The sequence below is a fragment of the Psychrobacter sp. DWR1-2-3 genome, from assembly GCF_049896465.1.
GTDB lineage: Bacteria > Pseudomonadota > Gammaproteobacteria > Pseudomonadales > Moraxellaceae > Psychrobacter > Psychrobacter maritimus.
The window spans coordinates 152,693-166,938 of sequence record NZ_JAFCUJ010000003.1 but is presented as its reverse complement, the minus strand read 5'-3'; the positions used below and the strand labels follow the sequence as shown (position 1 = coordinate 166,938).

The following is a 14,246-nucleotide window of genomic DNA, read 5'->3' as shown; positions in this document are numbered from 1 at the left end:
GACAGCCACTAGCCAGCTATTTTATTAACAAGCTATTTTATTAACAAGCTGTTTTACTAACAAGCTATAGACGAGGGAATAACCATGAAACAAAATACCATGAAGAAAAAATCAGTTGTGAAATTGGTGCTGTCTGGCCTGAGTCTTAGTGCGTTATTAACACTCAGTGCTTGTAGTGGCGGCGACAATACGGCGGCTGAAGAACCTGCTGCTGTCAATGAAACAGAGACAGTGGTTGTAGAACCTGAAGCGCCAGTTGCAGAAACTGAAGTAGCCACTGAACCTGCCGTTGAAGCAGAAGCAACTGAAGCAGTAGAAGCCGAGCCTGCAGCTGCCGCTGAGACAGAAGTGCTAGCCGCTGATGCTGGTGCAAAGCTGTATGAAAAACAGTGTAAGGTTTGCCATGAAAGCGGTTTGTTAGAAGCGCCGAAATTTGGTAATAAAGAAGATTGGGCGCCGCACCTTGCTAAAGACATAGATACGCTACGTATGCATTCTGCCAAAGGCTTTAACAAAATGCCGGCGCAGGCAAATGCTGAAGTGAGTGAAGCGCAAGTGCATGCCGCAGTTGATTATATGGTCGCTGCAGCCAGCTAATTCTGCTTGTTGAAATTTGCTCGACTGACCGCCATTGTAAGCTAACAGTGGCGGTTTTTTTATTAATGCCACAAGGCAAAATATAAAGGCATATAGATGAAAGTATTGGGTTTAGAGACCTCTTGCGATGAGACTGGTCTGGCGATTTTTGATAGCGAGCAGATAACGAGCGACAATAAAGGCTTGCTTGGGCAGGTACTGTATTCACAAATAGAGTTGCACGCCCTTTATGGCGGTGTGGTACCTGAACTTGCCAGCCGCGACCATATTCGTAAGCTGGTGCCTTTATTTAACGAATTGCTAGAGCAGTGCAATATTACTAAAGATGAGATTGATGCCATTGCTTATACCAAAGGGCCGGGGCTTATCGGTGCGCTGATGACGGGCGCATTATTTGGTCGCAGCTTGGCTTATGGGTTAGATATTCCAGCGATTGGCGTTCACCACATGGAAGGGCATTTATTGGCACCGCTGATGGGTGCGAATCCGCCAGCGTTTCCATTTGTCTCCTTACTGGTTTCTGGCGGTCATACTTTACTGATTGCCGCCCATGGTATCGGACAATATGAAATCCTTGGCGAGTCCATCGATGATGCGGCGGGTGAGTGTTTCGATAAAGCGGCGAAAATGCTCGGTTTGCCATATCCGGGTGGTCCAAACATCGCTAAATTAGCGGAAACAGGCAATCAAAACGCTTATGATTTACCGCGCCCGATGCTACATCGTGGTTTGGATTTTTCTTTTAGCGGTATGAAAACTGCGGTACATAATCTTATCAAGGACACCCCATGCTCAGGGGGCTCAGGCAATAACTCTGCTAGTGATCCGCAAGTTCGCGCCGATATTGCCGCCAGTTTCCAGCATGCCGTGGTCGATACCTTGGTGAAAAAATGCGTTAAAGCCCTTAAACAAGTCGATATGAGCCGCTTGGTCATTGCCGGCGGCGTCAGTGCCAATAGCCATTTGCGTGAAACCTTAGAAAGCGAGCTTGCTAAAATAAATGCTACGGTTCATTACGCGCCACCAGCTTTATGTACCGATAATGGGGCGATGATTGCTTATGCAGGTTACGAGCGTTTGCAAGCGGGTCAAGCAGATGATTTGGCTGTCAGCTGCGTACCACGTTGGCCGATGACCGAGTTGCCTGCGGTATAAGCGCTATAAGGTCGCTTGTATCCAATTTATTAAACTTTATCTCACTCAAGGATGACTTATGCAGTGGCTTGCAATTGGACTAGGTGCTGCCATTGGCGCTTGCCTGCGAGGGTGGCTGGCGCGTTTTAATCCGCTACATCACTGGATACCACTTGGGACGCTTGGCGCTAATGTCTTAGGTGGGCTATTGATAGGGCTAGCCTTGGTGTGGTTTGAACGTGTGGGCAGCGGTTTGTCTCCCAATATCAGATTGTTTGTGATTACTGGTTTTTTGGGCGGGCTGACGACTTTTAGCACCTTTAGCGTTGAAGTATTTACCTTTATCCATAATGGCAAACTGCTGGCGGGCTTAGGACTGATTGGGCTACATGTGGGGCTGACGTTATTAGCAACGGCAATTGGCTTTTACTTCTTTAAGTTGGTGCTTTGAGCTTTAATAAATATCATTCAATTAACAGTCTATTTTGGGTGGTCTATTAATAGTTTAAGAAGTCTGTTTAGCTAGTTCCTGTAGGGTATACCCCAGTGAAAATCGACTCATGTGACAAAAGAATGTTTTTTTTAATGGCTAAATTTGTCTTTGTTTGAGATATATATCGTGCCAAGCTGATAATGAGCTTCTTCATTTCCTTGTTCATAGGCTTTCCAGTACCATTCACTAGCTTTGGCATGATTTACCTCTACTCCTTTGCCATACCGATACATTGAACCCAGTTTACTTTGTGAACTTGCGAGTCCTTGGTTAGCAGATTTTTCATACCATCCAAACGCTTTGCCATAGTCCTGATCTACGTCTTCACCCATGTCATACATCAAGCCAAGTTTATACTGTGCCTCAGCATTGCCTTTTTCAGCAAATCTTTTTAGTTTTATAATCTCACCACTTTCTTCGATTAGCGGTTGCACCTGAGAAATTTGTGGACTCGTTGTGCTATGCATTTTATGACACCCTATAAGTAGCATAGGCGATAAGAAGACAACGCAAAAAGTGGCGGTTAACTTGATTATAGGAAAAATCATAGGTTTGTCTCAGTAATTAAAAATTATCTGTTAAGTATATTATCAATAAAGTAAACAACCAAAACCATTTGATAGTCTTAGCCTACAGCCAAACCTTCAAGTCCTCACTAGGGAACCATCATTTACCATAATAGTCGTTATGATATGAAAAAGTGGCTAATATTTCATAACTATAAAAAACTAATTGGTAATGAAACTATACCGGCTTCACAATTCCTTCTAATAAACTCGCAAACCCTTGCATATACGCCGTATCTTGGCTCGAGGTGCGCGTCGCCGCATAGAGCTGACAGTAGACGCCACTGCCTAATGGCCGCGAGACTACCCAGCCTTTTTTCTCATATTCAGCGACCACCCAATCAGGTAATGCCGCCACCCCGCGTTCACTAGCAACCAACTGAATAAGCATCGCAGTCAGCTCGGTGGTACGCATGCTTTTAAAGCTGACCTGTGCTGGCGTCATAAAATTAGCAATGATATCGAGGCGCTTAGCCTCCACCGGATAGGCAATCAAAGTTTCATCGACCAAGTCTTTGGCGTGAATAAATGTCTGCTCAGCCAAGTCGTGGGTAGGTGACAGCACTAAGCGGCTCTCATACTCAAATAATGGCTGATAGCTGATACCTTCTATCGGTAAATTACTGGTGGTAATCAATAAATCGATATCACCTTCCATCAATAAATGATGCGGCTCAGGCTCAAAACCGGTGGCAAAATCCAATTCGACATCCGACCATTCACGGCGATAGTGATTGAGAATCGGCATCAACCAGTCAAAGCAGCTATGGCATTCAGACGCTAAGCGCAATCTGCCCGCTTGACCATGGGCTAAGCGTTTTAAGTTTGCTTTGGTGCGCGTGACCTGCGGCATGATACTGTCTGCCAGCGCCAATACCGTTTTGCCCGCTGGCGTAAAGGTCAGCGGACGCGTGCGACGGTTGACCAAACTGATATCGTAGTAATTTTCCAGCTCTTTTAACTGATGGGAGACCGCAGAGGCGGTGACATGCAGCTCATCGGCAGCAGCGGCCAATGAGCCATGGGCTCGCAGCGCAGTTAGTGTATTAAGATGACGAAGCTCTAGCATAAAATGACCTAACCACTGACGTTAAAGAAATAAGCAATTGCGACTTATAAAGGCTTAAAAATAAAGGCTGAAAAAACGGTTAAAGCTTTTTATCTAATGATGTTAAAGCGGTTATGAAAGTAAAATTTAACATCAGCGCCGACGTAGGAGCAATTGTGAGATAACCACCAAAATTAACGAAGCAACCAGTAAAATGGTCCCAATAGCATTGACCTCAGGCTTAAGTCCCACACGCACCATAGAATAAATACGTAGCGGTAAAATCTCATAGCTAGGACCGGTGACAAAGGTCGATACCACCACATCATCAAGCGATAAGGTAAAGGCAAGTAACCATCCTGCCATCACCGCAGGGAAAATCACTGGAATCAAGACCGTACGTACCATCATAGATTCGCTGGCACCCAAATCTCGCGCCGCTTCCATTAAACGCTCATCCAAACTACTTAAGCGCGCAAAAACGGTAATGACCACAAACGGCAGGCAAAAAGTTATATGAGCCAATAATAGCGAGACAAAACCGAGCTGCAGGCCGATTAATAAAAACAGCGCCAATAGCGATATCGCTAGGACAATCTCAGGTGACATCATCAGCACAAATAGCAGCCCGTTTAGCAGCCCTTTACCGCGAAAGTCATAGCGATGTAGCGCAAGAGCAGTCAGGGTGCCGATAACGGTCGAAACCGTGGCGGCAACCAAGCCCAAGACAATAGAATGCCAAAAGGCATCTAGCATCGCCTGATTATTAAATAGCGACTCGTACCACTTTAAACTAAAGCCGCCCCAGTTATATCCAATTTTTGACTTATTAAATGACATCACCACCAATACGATGATGGGCAGATATAATAAAGTGTAAATCAGACCAAGATAGCCTTTGGCGGCCATACTACCGATGCTAGATGGCTTGATAGAGCGTTTGGTTTTTATGGGTGAGCTATTGATTGACGAGTTATTAGATGAATTACCAGACATTAAGCCACCTCGCTAAAATCAGTCTTGCCAATACGGCGGCTACTGGCGCGATAAGCGAGTAATAATACCGCCATGGCAAGCGTCAAGAGCACACTGGCGGCCGCACCAAATGGCCAATCACGCGCATCTAAAAACTGGTTTTTGATAATATTACCAACGAGCAAATTACGCGAGCCGCCCAAAATATCGGCGACGTAAAACATACCCATCGCTGGCAGTAGTACCAACAGCACCCCTGAGATAATCCCCGGTGTGGTCAAGGGTAGTACCACATGCCAAAAGGTTTGTCGTTTTGAGGCGCCCAAATCTTGCGAAGCAAGCAGCATATCATTGCGTAAGTCGCTAAATACCGCATATAAAGGCAGCACCATAAAAGGAAATAATAAATAGGTTAAACCTGCAATGACCGCGCCTTGAGTATATAAAATATCAATGGGCGCATCGATAATGCCGATGGCCAATAAGGATTTATTAATCAAGCCATTACTGGCAAATAATAGTTTTAGCGCATAAGTTCGTACCAAAGAATTGGTCCAAAATGGCAGTATCAGCATGAGCATCAACAGTGGCTGCCAGCGTTTACTGACTCGAGATACAAACCAAGCAAACGGGTAGCCGAGTAATAAGCAGATGACCGTAGTGATGCCCGCCATCCATAATGAATGCACAAAGACATCGAAATAAAGCGGGTCAATCATGCGCACATAGCTGTCGATAGTGACCGGCAAACTAATAAAAGCAGTGCTATCACGCGTCAAAAAGCTGACCGCAATCACCAGTATATTTGGCAATAAGGCAAAGATGAGCAGCCAACCCCAAATCAGCCATAGCGTTGCGGTACGGAAAGGGCTGTTGTTGCTTAAGTTAGGACGCGCCATTAGCTGATATCCTTTTGGACAGCTAATTTGCTAGTACTATTATTCATCCCATTATCAATGCCGCTATCAAGCGTAGCATCTTGTTCTTCTGGCAACACCCATTCCCAGCCATCTACCCACGATACTTTAACGCCTTCGTTAAGCTTATAATCAAAACTTGGGTCATCTTCATCAAAAAATTCCGAGGCTTTAATAATATGACCGTTCGTTAGCTCAATAATGGAGTCTAAGGTACTGCCTTTATAATTACTTTCAATCACCCGCCCAAGTAAGCCGCCATGCTCTTTATCATTGGGATCATAAATGCGCAAATCTTCCGGACGTAGTAATAAATTGACGATATCACCAACTTGCACGTCATTGGCAAAATCAGGACGGCGCAGATTACGTAAGGTCGTCGGACCCTCTTGCGCTTGTGCCTCGCAGACCTCGACTTCAATCCGCCCGTTGGTCACGCGCCCATCACGATCAGGCTGCTCAGGATAAACGCCTTTGACTTCTGCCTTAAACAAGTTGGTCTCACCGATAAATTTGGCGGTAAATAAATTGGCAGGCGTTTCATAAATCTCAATAGGCGTACCAATTTGCTGAAATCTGCCGTCTTTCATTACCGCAATGCGGTCTGACATCGACAGCGCTTCTTCTTGATCGTGGGTGACAAAGACAAAAGTAATGCCAAGCTCCCGTTGCAGACGTTTAAGCTCAGATTGCATTTGCAGGCGCAATTTATGATCGAGCGCCGATAAGGGCTCATCGAGCAATAGCAGTTTAGGACGATTAATCACCGCGCGCGCAATCGCTACGCGCTGCTGCTGACCACCGGATAAATCTTGCGGTTTGCGATTGGCCAAATGCTCAAGTTGTACCATCGCTAGCATCTCACGCACCCGCGTTTGAATCTCATCTTTTGGCACTTTTTTTAATTTAAGTCCGTAAGCGACGTTTTGCGCCACCGTCATATGCGGAAATAGCGCATATTGCTGAAACACGGTATTGACCGGACGCTTATCCGCGGGCAAGCCTGCCATCTGGACGCCATCGAGATAAATCGCCCCAGCATTAGGCTGCTCAAAACCGGCAATCAACCGTAATAACGTCGTTTTACCGCAGCCTGATGGACCAAGCAGGGTGATAAATTCACCATGCTGAATATCAAGGTTAATGTCCTTTAATACTTCGGTTTGGTCATAGATTTTTTTTAGACCAGTCAGTTGCAGCAGCACCTTGTCAGTATGGGTTGAGGCAGGCGTGGACTGCGTTTGTAAATTTGATTCGGTCATAAGGTTGATTCCTAAAATACCAAACGCTCAGTAGCGTTATGAATATTAGATACTGTCAGCAATGTCAGTAGCATAATGGCTTTTTGGTCTAACGGATTATTTAAGGTAGCTAATGGCTTATTAAGTCATTTGGTATCGCGAATTATTTGGCATGGCGATAAGCTGCGGCTATATATGAGGTCTGCTTGCTGCGTATTATAACAAACCCTTGCGGTAAATTAGTGCAAGTTCGTTATCCGTTGGTTGATGGCGCTTGTTCATTTTTAGCATAGGGGCTGTATCTATGTGCCAAAGTTATCTCATAGTTGTCAATAAATCGGCAAGCTAACAAGTGATATTAAAATAAAGAATTTTTACCATTTTTTTGGCTTGCTTCCTATACAATCATTTTATGTATGCTAAATACAGTGATATTTGCCATAGCAAACGGCTGAGCTTAAAGATAAGTCAATGTCAAAAGCAGTACGCTAGCGCAATGTAGAATATTACCCACATTAATAATCAAGGATCCCTTTTTATGCCTAACGATACCCGCCCAAAAACTGGTCAAGAAGCATTAGCGCTGCTTAAAGAAGGTAATGCACGCTATGTCGATAGTTTGACCAGCACCGACCCCTGTACCCAAAAACGTCCAGAATTAATCAGTGATCAAGACCCGTTAGCGATTATTTTGGGCTGCTCGGATGCACGTGTGCCGGTTGAGATTGTATTTGATCAGGGCTTGGGCGATTTGTTTGTCATACGCGTGGCGGGCAATGTGGTTGCGCCATCGCAAATTGGTTCGGTTGAGTTTGCCGCCGAAAAATTTGGCACCAAGTTGGTGGTAGTGCTTGGGCATTCGCATTGCGGCGCGGTGACCGCATGTGTTGAGGCGCTGATTAATCCTGAGCAAAACTACTCACCAAACTTACAATCAATCGTTGATCGTATCCGTCCCAGTGTCTATAACTTGCATGAACTTGCTACTGCCAATGGTCAAGATGTCGATGCAGATGAGCTGGTCGATCGCTCTATCCGCGCCAATGTACGCATGTCGGTTAGCCAATTAAAACACGGTTCGCGCGCGCTAGAAGACCTCACCAATAGCGATCAGCTGCTTGTTGTGGGTGCCGAGTATAATTTAGAGACAGGCAAGGTACGGTTTTTAAATGTTTAATAGACATTTAGCATGAAATGTCTATCATAGTTAGGATACGGCTGGCTGATACGCGATAACATCGACGCCGTATCCACTATTAACGATTAAAAATACTGAAATATTGGGGAAATTATGACTGATTTAGAAAGCTTAAATAGCAATCAAGCCACTAATCATCAAAACGCCATAGCCCAACCTGCAAGCAGCGTAAAAACTGACGGCGTTCAGCCGATTTCAGCTCAGACAACAGGCTATACGTTTAATCATACGATGCTGCGGGTAAAAGATCCTGCTAAGTCATTGGCGTTTTATACCGGCGTCTTAGGAATGACCTTATTGGCGGTGAAAAAATTCCCAGCGATGGGTTTTGATTTGTACTTTTTAGCCAAGCTGACTGAAAGCGAGCGTGAAAACTTGCCAGCTGGTGCTGATTTAGAGATTTTTGCCTTCCGTCAACGCGGTATTTTAGAATTGACTCATAACTACGGTACTGAAACCCAAGCGGATTTTAGTTATCATGATGGCAATGCTGAACCGCAAGGTTTTGGTCATATCTGCTTTAGTGTGCCCAATTTGGATGAAGCGGTTGCTTGGTTCGATGAAAATAACGTTGAGTTTAAAAAACGCCCAGATGAGGGCAGTATGAAAAATATCGTCTTTATTAAAGATATTGACGGCTACTGGATTGAAATCGTGCAAGCAGATTTAATGGGCTAATTTTTTAAAAGCTTGATAAACCTATTAATAAGATGGATTATCTAAACAAGTTTGTAGGTTTGAGAAATCACCAATAAAAAAGCCGCTATCGTTAAAATAGCGGCTTTCTTATTGGTGATAGCAAAGGCTCATTAGTCTTTTTTTACTTTAAAGTCGGTATGGCATGATTTACAGCTTTCACCCACTTGACCGAATGCTGGTAGGACCTGATCCATACTGGTCGCTGTTTGTGCCACGGTATTTAATTCAGCAGTGGCTTTTTGAAAGTTATCTGCTTTAGTACGGAAACCATCAACGTTGTTCCAAACCGCTTCAGTGGCGTTACCAGTCGCTTCTTGGTTTTCAAAATGGCTCCAAGGGCTGGCAGAGTCCTTCGCCAAAAATGCCGCTTGTTCTTTAAATACTTCGGCATCAAACGTATCAGGTGCTTCAGCCATATCACCCATGATACCCATTGCATCACCCCAGCTTTTCATGCTGTCTTGGCGCGCTTTAACGTCAGGGTCAACTGGCGTGCTACAAGCCGTCAGACCTAAAGCGGCTGCCATCAAGGTGATGCCAACGATAGACTTAAATGATTTGTTATTAGAAACCTGTGCCATCTGTATTGCTCCTTTATACGTGGCTAATAAAAAGGCGCCGTAGCATCTTCATGCTCGCCACCTGATTAAATTGCGACTATTAGAATAAATGTTATGTTGTTGTTTTAAGTATTAAAGACGACGATATCTGCTCTGTACTTAATAGCTTGTTTTTAACCCATATCGCTGTTGCTTAAATAACAAGGGTCAGCATCTATCGCTGACCCTTGTTATTTTATAGCTTATATAGATTAAAAATAACCTATTACTGATGTAAACATTGACGCCGTCTGTGGTTTATTATGCCAATGATGATTACAAAGTCAACCAATCACGAGGTTTTAGATAAAAATCGGTCAATTCAAACTCAGGCGACCCTTCAGTAGGCTCAAAGCGATAATGCCAGCTAGCAAGCGGTGGCATGCTGACTAAGATAGATTCGATGCGTCCATTACTCTGTAGCCCAAACAGGGTGCCGCGGTCATAAACGAGGTTATATTCGACATAGCGTCCACGGCGATAGAGTTGAAATTCGCGCTGTGCTTCGGTGTAGGGGGTATTTTTACGCTGCTCAAAGATGGGCAATATACCTTCAAGATAGCCATTACCGACCGCCTTCATAAAATTAAAGCAGGTCTCAAAATCCCAACCACGACTCTCAAGATTGACGTCATCATAAAATAAACCGCCAATCCCGCGTTGCTCATCACGATGACGCAGATGGAAATATTCATCACACCATTGTTTAAAGTCAGGATAGACGCTATCGCCAAACGGTGCGCAAAGGTCATGACAGACCTGATGCCAATGCACGCAGTCAGCCAATACCGGATAAAATGGCGTCAAATCAAAACCGCCGCCAAACCACCAAATAGGATCTTCGCCCTCTTTTTCTGCCACGAATAAACGCACGTTGGCATGGCTGGTTGGGACGTTAGGGTTTTTAGGATGCACAACCAAAGAGACGCCCATCGCTTGTGCTTTACGACCAGCGATATCAGGATGGCGCGCAGTTGCCGAGGCGGGCAAGTTCTGCACATGAATATGACTGAACATCACACCCGCTTTTTCAATCACCTCACCATCAGCTAGGACGCACGAGCGACCGCCGCCGCCTTCAGGACGTTCCCAATCATCAGGCACGAAAGTAGCTGGTTTATCATTGCTACTGCCATCACGCTCTTGCACTTCTAATGCTTGACAGATACGTGCTTGCAAATCGACCAGAAACTCACGCACACGCATGATGTCGTTATGGGTCGGTGTCGTTGTTGCATTTGACATAGAATCTGTTGTGAGAGGATTGGTATTACTCTCTATATTTGGCATACTCATAAAATATCTAATTATTTACTATTTATTAAGGTGTAAGGCAGTATTAAAGTCTTTATCTAGTAGATGACCCATACGATCGCGTTTGGTTGCTAGATATTCAGCATTCATATCGTTAACCCCAACCAATAATGGCACTCGTTCAACAACATCGATACCGTGCTGCGTTAAGTAAGCGACTTTATCGGGGTTATTGGTAATCAAGCGTACGCTATCAACACCGACATGGGCAAGCATCGGTCCGCACATATCATAAACGCGCGCATCAGCCGGTAAGCCTAACATGAGATTGGCATCTAAGGTATCATGACCTTGATCTTGCAAGGCATAAGCGCGGATTTTATTGGTCAGACCAATCCCGCGACCTTCTTGACGCAGGTATAATATCGCCCCGCAGCCAGTCTCTTGTATCGCGTGCATGGCAGTGTTCAGCTGTGGACCGCAATCGCATTTTAGTGAGCTAAAGGCATCACCCGTGAGACATTCCGAATGAATACGTATCAGCGGGATAAGGGGCTCTGCTGGCGCCGCGCCTTGTTGGTTTAGCGCTGTGTCAGCCTGATTTACAACATCAGCTTGATTGACCACAGGTAAACCTACGGTAAGCATGACATGCTCTTGACCGTCTTCATTTTCAAAGATATGAATATCAAACTCGCCGTGACGAGTAGGTAGTTTGGCAGTAGTAATAAATTGATATGACATTAATGTCCTGCATAAGCCGATCATCGTGGCGCTAGAGGTCTATTTAAGCTTTGTGGTATCTGTTAAAGCTTTATAATAATAGCTAAGGTATTGCCTAGGCGCTGCTGATTTAAATAGCAGGTGGCTGATATTTATTGGAAAAACACACAAAGTTCACAGACGGCGCACGATGATTAAAGCGACAATTAAAAATAAATGCTATTATGCCATACTATTTTGACGGATACAGTGACAAGTCTTTGCCCTTACATTACTATGTCGTCACCAAGGTCCGATATGTATGCAAAATCATTGAGCATGGTAAACATTGTCATTAAGCATCATCATTAAACATTGCCATGATTTATAGCAGCATTGATAACCATCTTTATCACTGCCTTTAGCATTATAAGATTAAAAGCAACATAAGATTAAAAGTAACGCCTTATATTAAATAGCGTATTTTTCGTTATTCACAGCTATATTAAAAGCTGTATTAATAATTATATAGCCTGTGGTATCAAGTATTTTATGATGCCGCGCTATTATTAACGCCACTTAGAATATCAGCCTTATTATCGTCCTCGATGTATTCTAAGGTAGCAGAATGGTAGGTATCGTACGTTTTATGCAGCAGTCAACTCATTCCCCACAGTCTAAGTCATTATCTGCGTCAGCCATTGATTCTGCTGCATCGCTATCAAACCTGCAGCAAACGTATGCAGCCATTCCACGTGAGCGTCCGCATACGCCGCTACTTGATACGGTAGACGCACCGATTGATTTAAAAGCGTTTAGCGAGAGTCAGCTAATTACCTTAGCGGATGAGCTGCGGCTTTTTTTGCTTTATTCAGCTGGTCAAAGTGGCGGTCATTTTGGTGCCAACTTAGGCGTGATTGAGTTGACCATTGCGCTGCATTATCTGCTAGATGCGCCGCAAGATCAGATTGTTTGGGATGTAGGTCATCAAGCCTATGCCCATAAAGTATTGACCGGTCGCCGTGATAAGCTTGGCACCATACGCTCAAAAGACGGTTTGACCGCTTTTCCAGAACGCGCTGAGTCGGTCTATGATACTTTTGGGGTTGGGCATTCATCGACGTCTATCTCAGCAGCTTTGGGTATGAGCTTAGCGCTTCGTTACCAAGGCCTTAAACAAACGGTTGCCTGTATTATTGGTGATGGGGCGATGACCGGTGGCATGGCTTTTGAAGCGATGAATGACGCCGTACAACAAGATGCTGATTTGCTAGTGGTTTTAAATGACAATGATATGTCAATATCTTGCTCTATCGGTGGCTTCTCGCGGCATTTAGCGACGCTATGGGAGTCGGGTTATCAGGTTGATATCTCTGATGCAGGCGAGCCAGTACTGTGTCAGCGCCCTGATATGCAAGCCTTTGACCGCCGTAAACGTCATAAAGAGCTGCGTGATGTCCCGCAATTAGAAGACAATTTATTTAAAGCAATTGGTTTTACCTATTTTGGTCCATTTGATGGGCATGATATTCCTGAGCTGCTGCGCGTACTATCGCTTGCCAAGCAGTTAAAAGGCCCTGTTTTAGTCCATATTTATACCACTAAAGGTAAAGGTTTTGCGCCTGCCGAATTAGACCCAGTCGGCTATCACGCTATCAGTAAACTACCTGCTGAAGATAGCGAGAAGGAAGCAGTAAAAGACAGTCCAAAAGAAAGCACACCGCTCTTAAAATACTCGCAAGTATTTGGCCAGTTTTTATGCGATAAAGCTGCTACTGACGAGAAATTGCTTGCCATTACCCCAGCGATGGAAGAAGGCTCGGGAATGATTGAGTTTGCCCGTCAATTTCCTAAGCGTTTTTTTGATGTGGCGATAGCTGAGCAACATGCGGTAACTTTAGCCGGTGGAATGGCAACCCAAGACGTCAAACCTATCGTAGCGATTTATTCAACCTTTTTGCAGCGTGGCTACGATCAACTTATCCATGATGTGGCTTTACAAAATCTTGACGTGATGTTTGCCATTGATCGCGCCGGTTTGGTCGGTGAAGACGGTGCAACCCATGCAGGGGTATTCGATTTTTCTTTTTTACGCTGCGTGCCTAATATGCTGATTGCCGCGCCAAAAGACGAAAATGAATGTTATCACTTGCTCAATACTTGCTATGAGTATCAAGGCTGCACGGCTGTACGCTATCCGCGCGGCGTTGGTACAGGCGCAGTCATTACTCAGCCAGTACAAGTTTATCCCATTGGCAAAGCGGTAGTAGAGTCGGTATTAGGTCAAGATGACGCGCCTAATAAATTAGCGTTATTAGCCTTTGGTACGATGGTTGCGACGGCTCAGCAAGCGGCAGAAAGCCTGATTAACGATAATATAAAATCACACTGTCAGGTACATGTGGTGAATATGCGCTGGGTAAAACCTTTAGATACCCATTTGCTTGAAACCTTAATCGAGCAAGGTGTTACTCATATCGCTACTTTAGAAGAGCATATGATTATGGGCGGCGCGGGCAGTGCGGTAAATGAGTATTTACTGAACGAATCGCCAGCCTTCAAAAATAGCCACCCAGTTATCTGTAATATCGGTATCTCTGATCGCTTTATCGCCCATGGTTCGCCAGCAGAACAAATGGCTGATTGTGGTCTAGATGTTGCAGGGGTCGTCAGTCAGCTCCAGCAATTGCTAAAATAAAACCCTATCATTCATAAAAAATTGCTAAAATAGCGGATTGAAAAATAAAGCATGTCTGCTTTCTTGCTTAGACCTTGCTTAAACCTCGCCTACTTGCCGTAGGTGTGAATTATTTGACAACTTGG

14 protein-coding genes are annotated in these 14,246 nt (G+C 44.6%); 6 read left to right on the top strand and 8 right to left on the bottom strand.

Annotation, left to right across the window (positions count from 1 at the left end; genetic code table 11):
- The first annotated feature begins 84 nt into the window (after positions 1 to 84).
- The 3 genes from ACP7AA_RS07030 (at position 85) to ACP7AA_RS07020 (ending at position 2,182) form a co-directional block, all read left to right on the top strand.
- Positions 85 to 597: a c-type cytochrome gene (locus ACP7AA_RS07030; protein ID WP_271133852.1), complete on the top strand. Its 513-nt coding sequence runs from the start codon at positions 85 to 87 to the stop codon at positions 595 to 597.
- A gap of 96 nt (positions 598 to 693) precedes the next feature.
- Positions 694 to 1,752: a tRNA (adenosine(37)-N6)-threonylcarbamoyltransferase complex transferase subunit TsaD gene (tsaD, locus tag ACP7AA_RS07025; protein ID WP_426223070.1), complete on the top strand. Its 1,059-nt coding sequence runs from the start codon at positions 694 to 696 to the stop codon at positions 1,750 to 1,752.
- A gap of 58 nt (positions 1,753 to 1,810) precedes the next feature.
- Entirely contained in the window at positions 1,811 to 2,182 is a 372-nt protein-coding gene (locus tag ACP7AA_RS07020) for a CrcB family protein (RefSeq protein WP_201619043.1), read from the top strand.
- 131 nt (positions 2,183 to 2,313) lie between these two features.
- On the opposite strand, the gene ACP7AA_RS07015 is transcribed toward ACP7AA_RS07020, so the two are convergent.
- The 5 genes from ACP7AA_RS07015 to potA all read right to left on the bottom strand — a co-directional run bounded on the left by ACP7AA_RS07015 (position 2,314) and on the right by potA (position 6,992).
- Complete coding sequence (locus ACP7AA_RS07015; protein WP_426223069.1) at positions 2,314 to 2,691, bottom strand: tetratricopeptide repeat protein; 378 nt, start codon at positions 2,689 to 2,691, stop codon at positions 2,314 to 2,316.
- Between the two features lie 277 nt (positions 2,692 to 2,968).
- Positions 2,969 to 3,859, bottom strand: coding sequence for a LysR family transcriptional regulator (locus ACP7AA_RS07010; protein ID WP_298908006.1), 891 nt, complete (start codon positions 3,857 to 3,859; stop codon positions 2,969 to 2,971).
- Positions 3,860 to 3,991: 132 nt separating this feature from the next.
- Positions 3,992 to 4,834, bottom strand: a complete 843-nt coding sequence (gene potC / locus ACP7AA_RS07005) for a spermidine/putrescine ABC transporter permease PotC (RefSeq protein ID WP_426223068.1) — start codon at positions 4,832 to 4,834, stop codon at positions 3,992 to 3,994.
- A complete protein-coding gene (potB, locus tag ACP7AA_RS07000; RefSeq protein WP_201625296.1) occupies positions 4,834 to 5,712 on the bottom strand; it encodes a spermidine/putrescine ABC transporter permease PotB in 879 nt (292 codons plus the stop codon). Before potB ends, potC begins: the two co-directional genes overlap by 1 nt.
- Complete coding sequence (potA, locus tag ACP7AA_RS06995) at positions 5,712 to 6,992, bottom strand: spermidine/putrescine ABC transporter ATP-binding protein PotA (RefSeq protein ID WP_426223067.1); 1,281 nt, start codon at positions 6,990 to 6,992, stop codon at positions 5,712 to 5,714. The genes potB and potA overlap by 1 nt, the downstream gene beginning before the upstream one ends.
- Before the next feature lie 517 nt (positions 6,993 to 7,509).
- Here potA and ACP7AA_RS06990 point away from each other — a divergent pair.
- The gene (locus ACP7AA_RS06990) at positions 7,510 to 8,148 is read left to right on the top strand and encodes a carbonic anhydrase (protein ID WP_426223066.1); all 639 of its coding nucleotides are present in this window, start codon (positions 7,510 to 7,512) and stop codon (positions 8,146 to 8,148) included.
- A 114-nt stretch (positions 8,149 to 8,262) separates the two neighbouring features.
- Entirely contained in the window at positions 8,263 to 8,847 is a 585-nt protein-coding gene (gloA, locus tag ACP7AA_RS06985) for a lactoylglutathione lyase (RefSeq protein WP_426223065.1), read from the top strand.
- 131 nt (positions 8,848 to 8,978) lie between these two features.
- Here the strand turns inward: gloA and ACP7AA_RS06980 are convergent, their stop codons facing one another.
- The 3 genes from ACP7AA_RS06980 to ribA all read right to left on the bottom strand — a co-directional run bounded on the left by ACP7AA_RS06980 (position 8,979) and on the right by ribA (position 11,465).
- Positions 8,979 to 9,449 carry a c-type cytochrome gene (locus ACP7AA_RS06980; protein ID WP_201629169.1) on the bottom strand — a complete coding sequence of 157 codons (471 nt, stop codon included), beginning with the start codon at positions 9,447 to 9,449 and terminating at the stop codon, positions 8,979 to 8,981.
- Between the two features lie 294 nt (positions 9,450 to 9,743).
- A complete protein-coding gene (gene hemF, locus ACP7AA_RS06975) occupies positions 9,744 to 10,712 on the bottom strand; it encodes an oxygen-dependent coproporphyrinogen oxidase (RefSeq protein ID WP_426223276.1) in 969 nt (322 codons plus the stop codon).
- 69 nt (positions 10,713 to 10,781) lie between these two features.
- Positions 10,782 to 11,465, bottom strand: a complete 684-nt coding sequence (gene ribA / locus ACP7AA_RS06970) for a GTP cyclohydrolase II (RefSeq protein WP_281490489.1) — start codon at positions 11,463 to 11,465, stop codon at positions 10,782 to 10,784.
- A 607-nt stretch (positions 11,466 to 12,072) separates the two neighbouring features.
- On the opposite strand from ribA, the gene dxs reads away from it, so the two are divergent.
- Entirely contained in the window at positions 12,073 to 14,121 is a 2,049-nt protein-coding gene (gene dxs, locus ACP7AA_RS06965) for a 1-deoxy-D-xylulose-5-phosphate synthase (protein WP_426223275.1), read from the top strand.
- The last annotated feature ends 125 nt before the right edge of the window (positions 14,122 to 14,246 follow it).

Bases quoted from the DNA above. Each gene is read 5' to 3' on its own strand.
- ACP7AA_RS07030 (WP_271133852.1), top strand. From the start codon at position 85: ATGAAACAAAATACCATGAAGAAAAAATCAGTTGTGAAATTGGTGCTG.
- tsaD (WP_426223070.1), top strand. From the start codon at position 694: ATGAAAGTATTGGGTTTAGAGACCTCTTGCGATGAGACTGGTCTGGCG.
- ACP7AA_RS07020 (WP_201619043.1), top strand. From the start codon at position 1,811: ATGCAGTGGCTTGCAATTGGACTAGGTGCTGCCATTGGCGCTTGCCTG.
- ACP7AA_RS07015 (WP_426223069.1), bottom strand. From the start codon at position 2,691: ATGCATAGCACAACGAGTCCACAAATTTCTCAGGTGCAACCGCTAATC.
- ACP7AA_RS07010 (WP_298908006.1), bottom strand. From the start codon at position 3,859: ATGCTAGAGCTTCGTCATCTTAATACACTAACTGCGCTGCGAGCCCAT.
- potC (WP_426223068.1), bottom strand. From the start codon at position 4,834: ATGTCTGGTAATTCATCTAATAACTCGTCAATCAATAGCTCACCCATA.
- potB (WP_201625296.1), bottom strand. From the start codon at position 5,712: ATGGCGCGTCCTAACTTAAGCAACAACAGCCCTTTCCGTACCGCAACG.
- potA (WP_426223067.1), bottom strand. From the start codon at position 6,992: ATGACCGAATCAAATTTACAAACGCAGTCCACGCCTGCCTCAACCCAT.
- ACP7AA_RS06990 (WP_426223066.1), top strand. From the start codon at position 7,510: ATGCCTAACGATACCCGCCCAAAAACTGGTCAAGAAGCATTAGCGCTG.
- gloA (WP_426223065.1), top strand. From the start codon at position 8,263: ATGACTGATTTAGAAAGCTTAAATAGCAATCAAGCCACTAATCATCAA.
- ACP7AA_RS06980 (WP_201629169.1), bottom strand. From the start codon at position 9,449: ATGGCACAGGTTTCTAATAACAAATCATTTAAGTCTATCGTTGGCATC.
- hemF (WP_426223276.1), bottom strand. From the start codon at position 10,712: ATGTCAAATGCAACAACGACACCGACCCATAACGACATCATGCGTGTG.
- ribA (WP_281490489.1), bottom strand. From the start codon at position 11,465: ATGTCATATCAATTTATTACTACTGCCAAACTACCTACTCGTCACGGC.
- dxs (WP_426223275.1), top strand. From the start codon at position 12,073: ATGCAGCAGTCAACTCATTCCCCACAGTCTAAGTCATTATCTGCGTCA.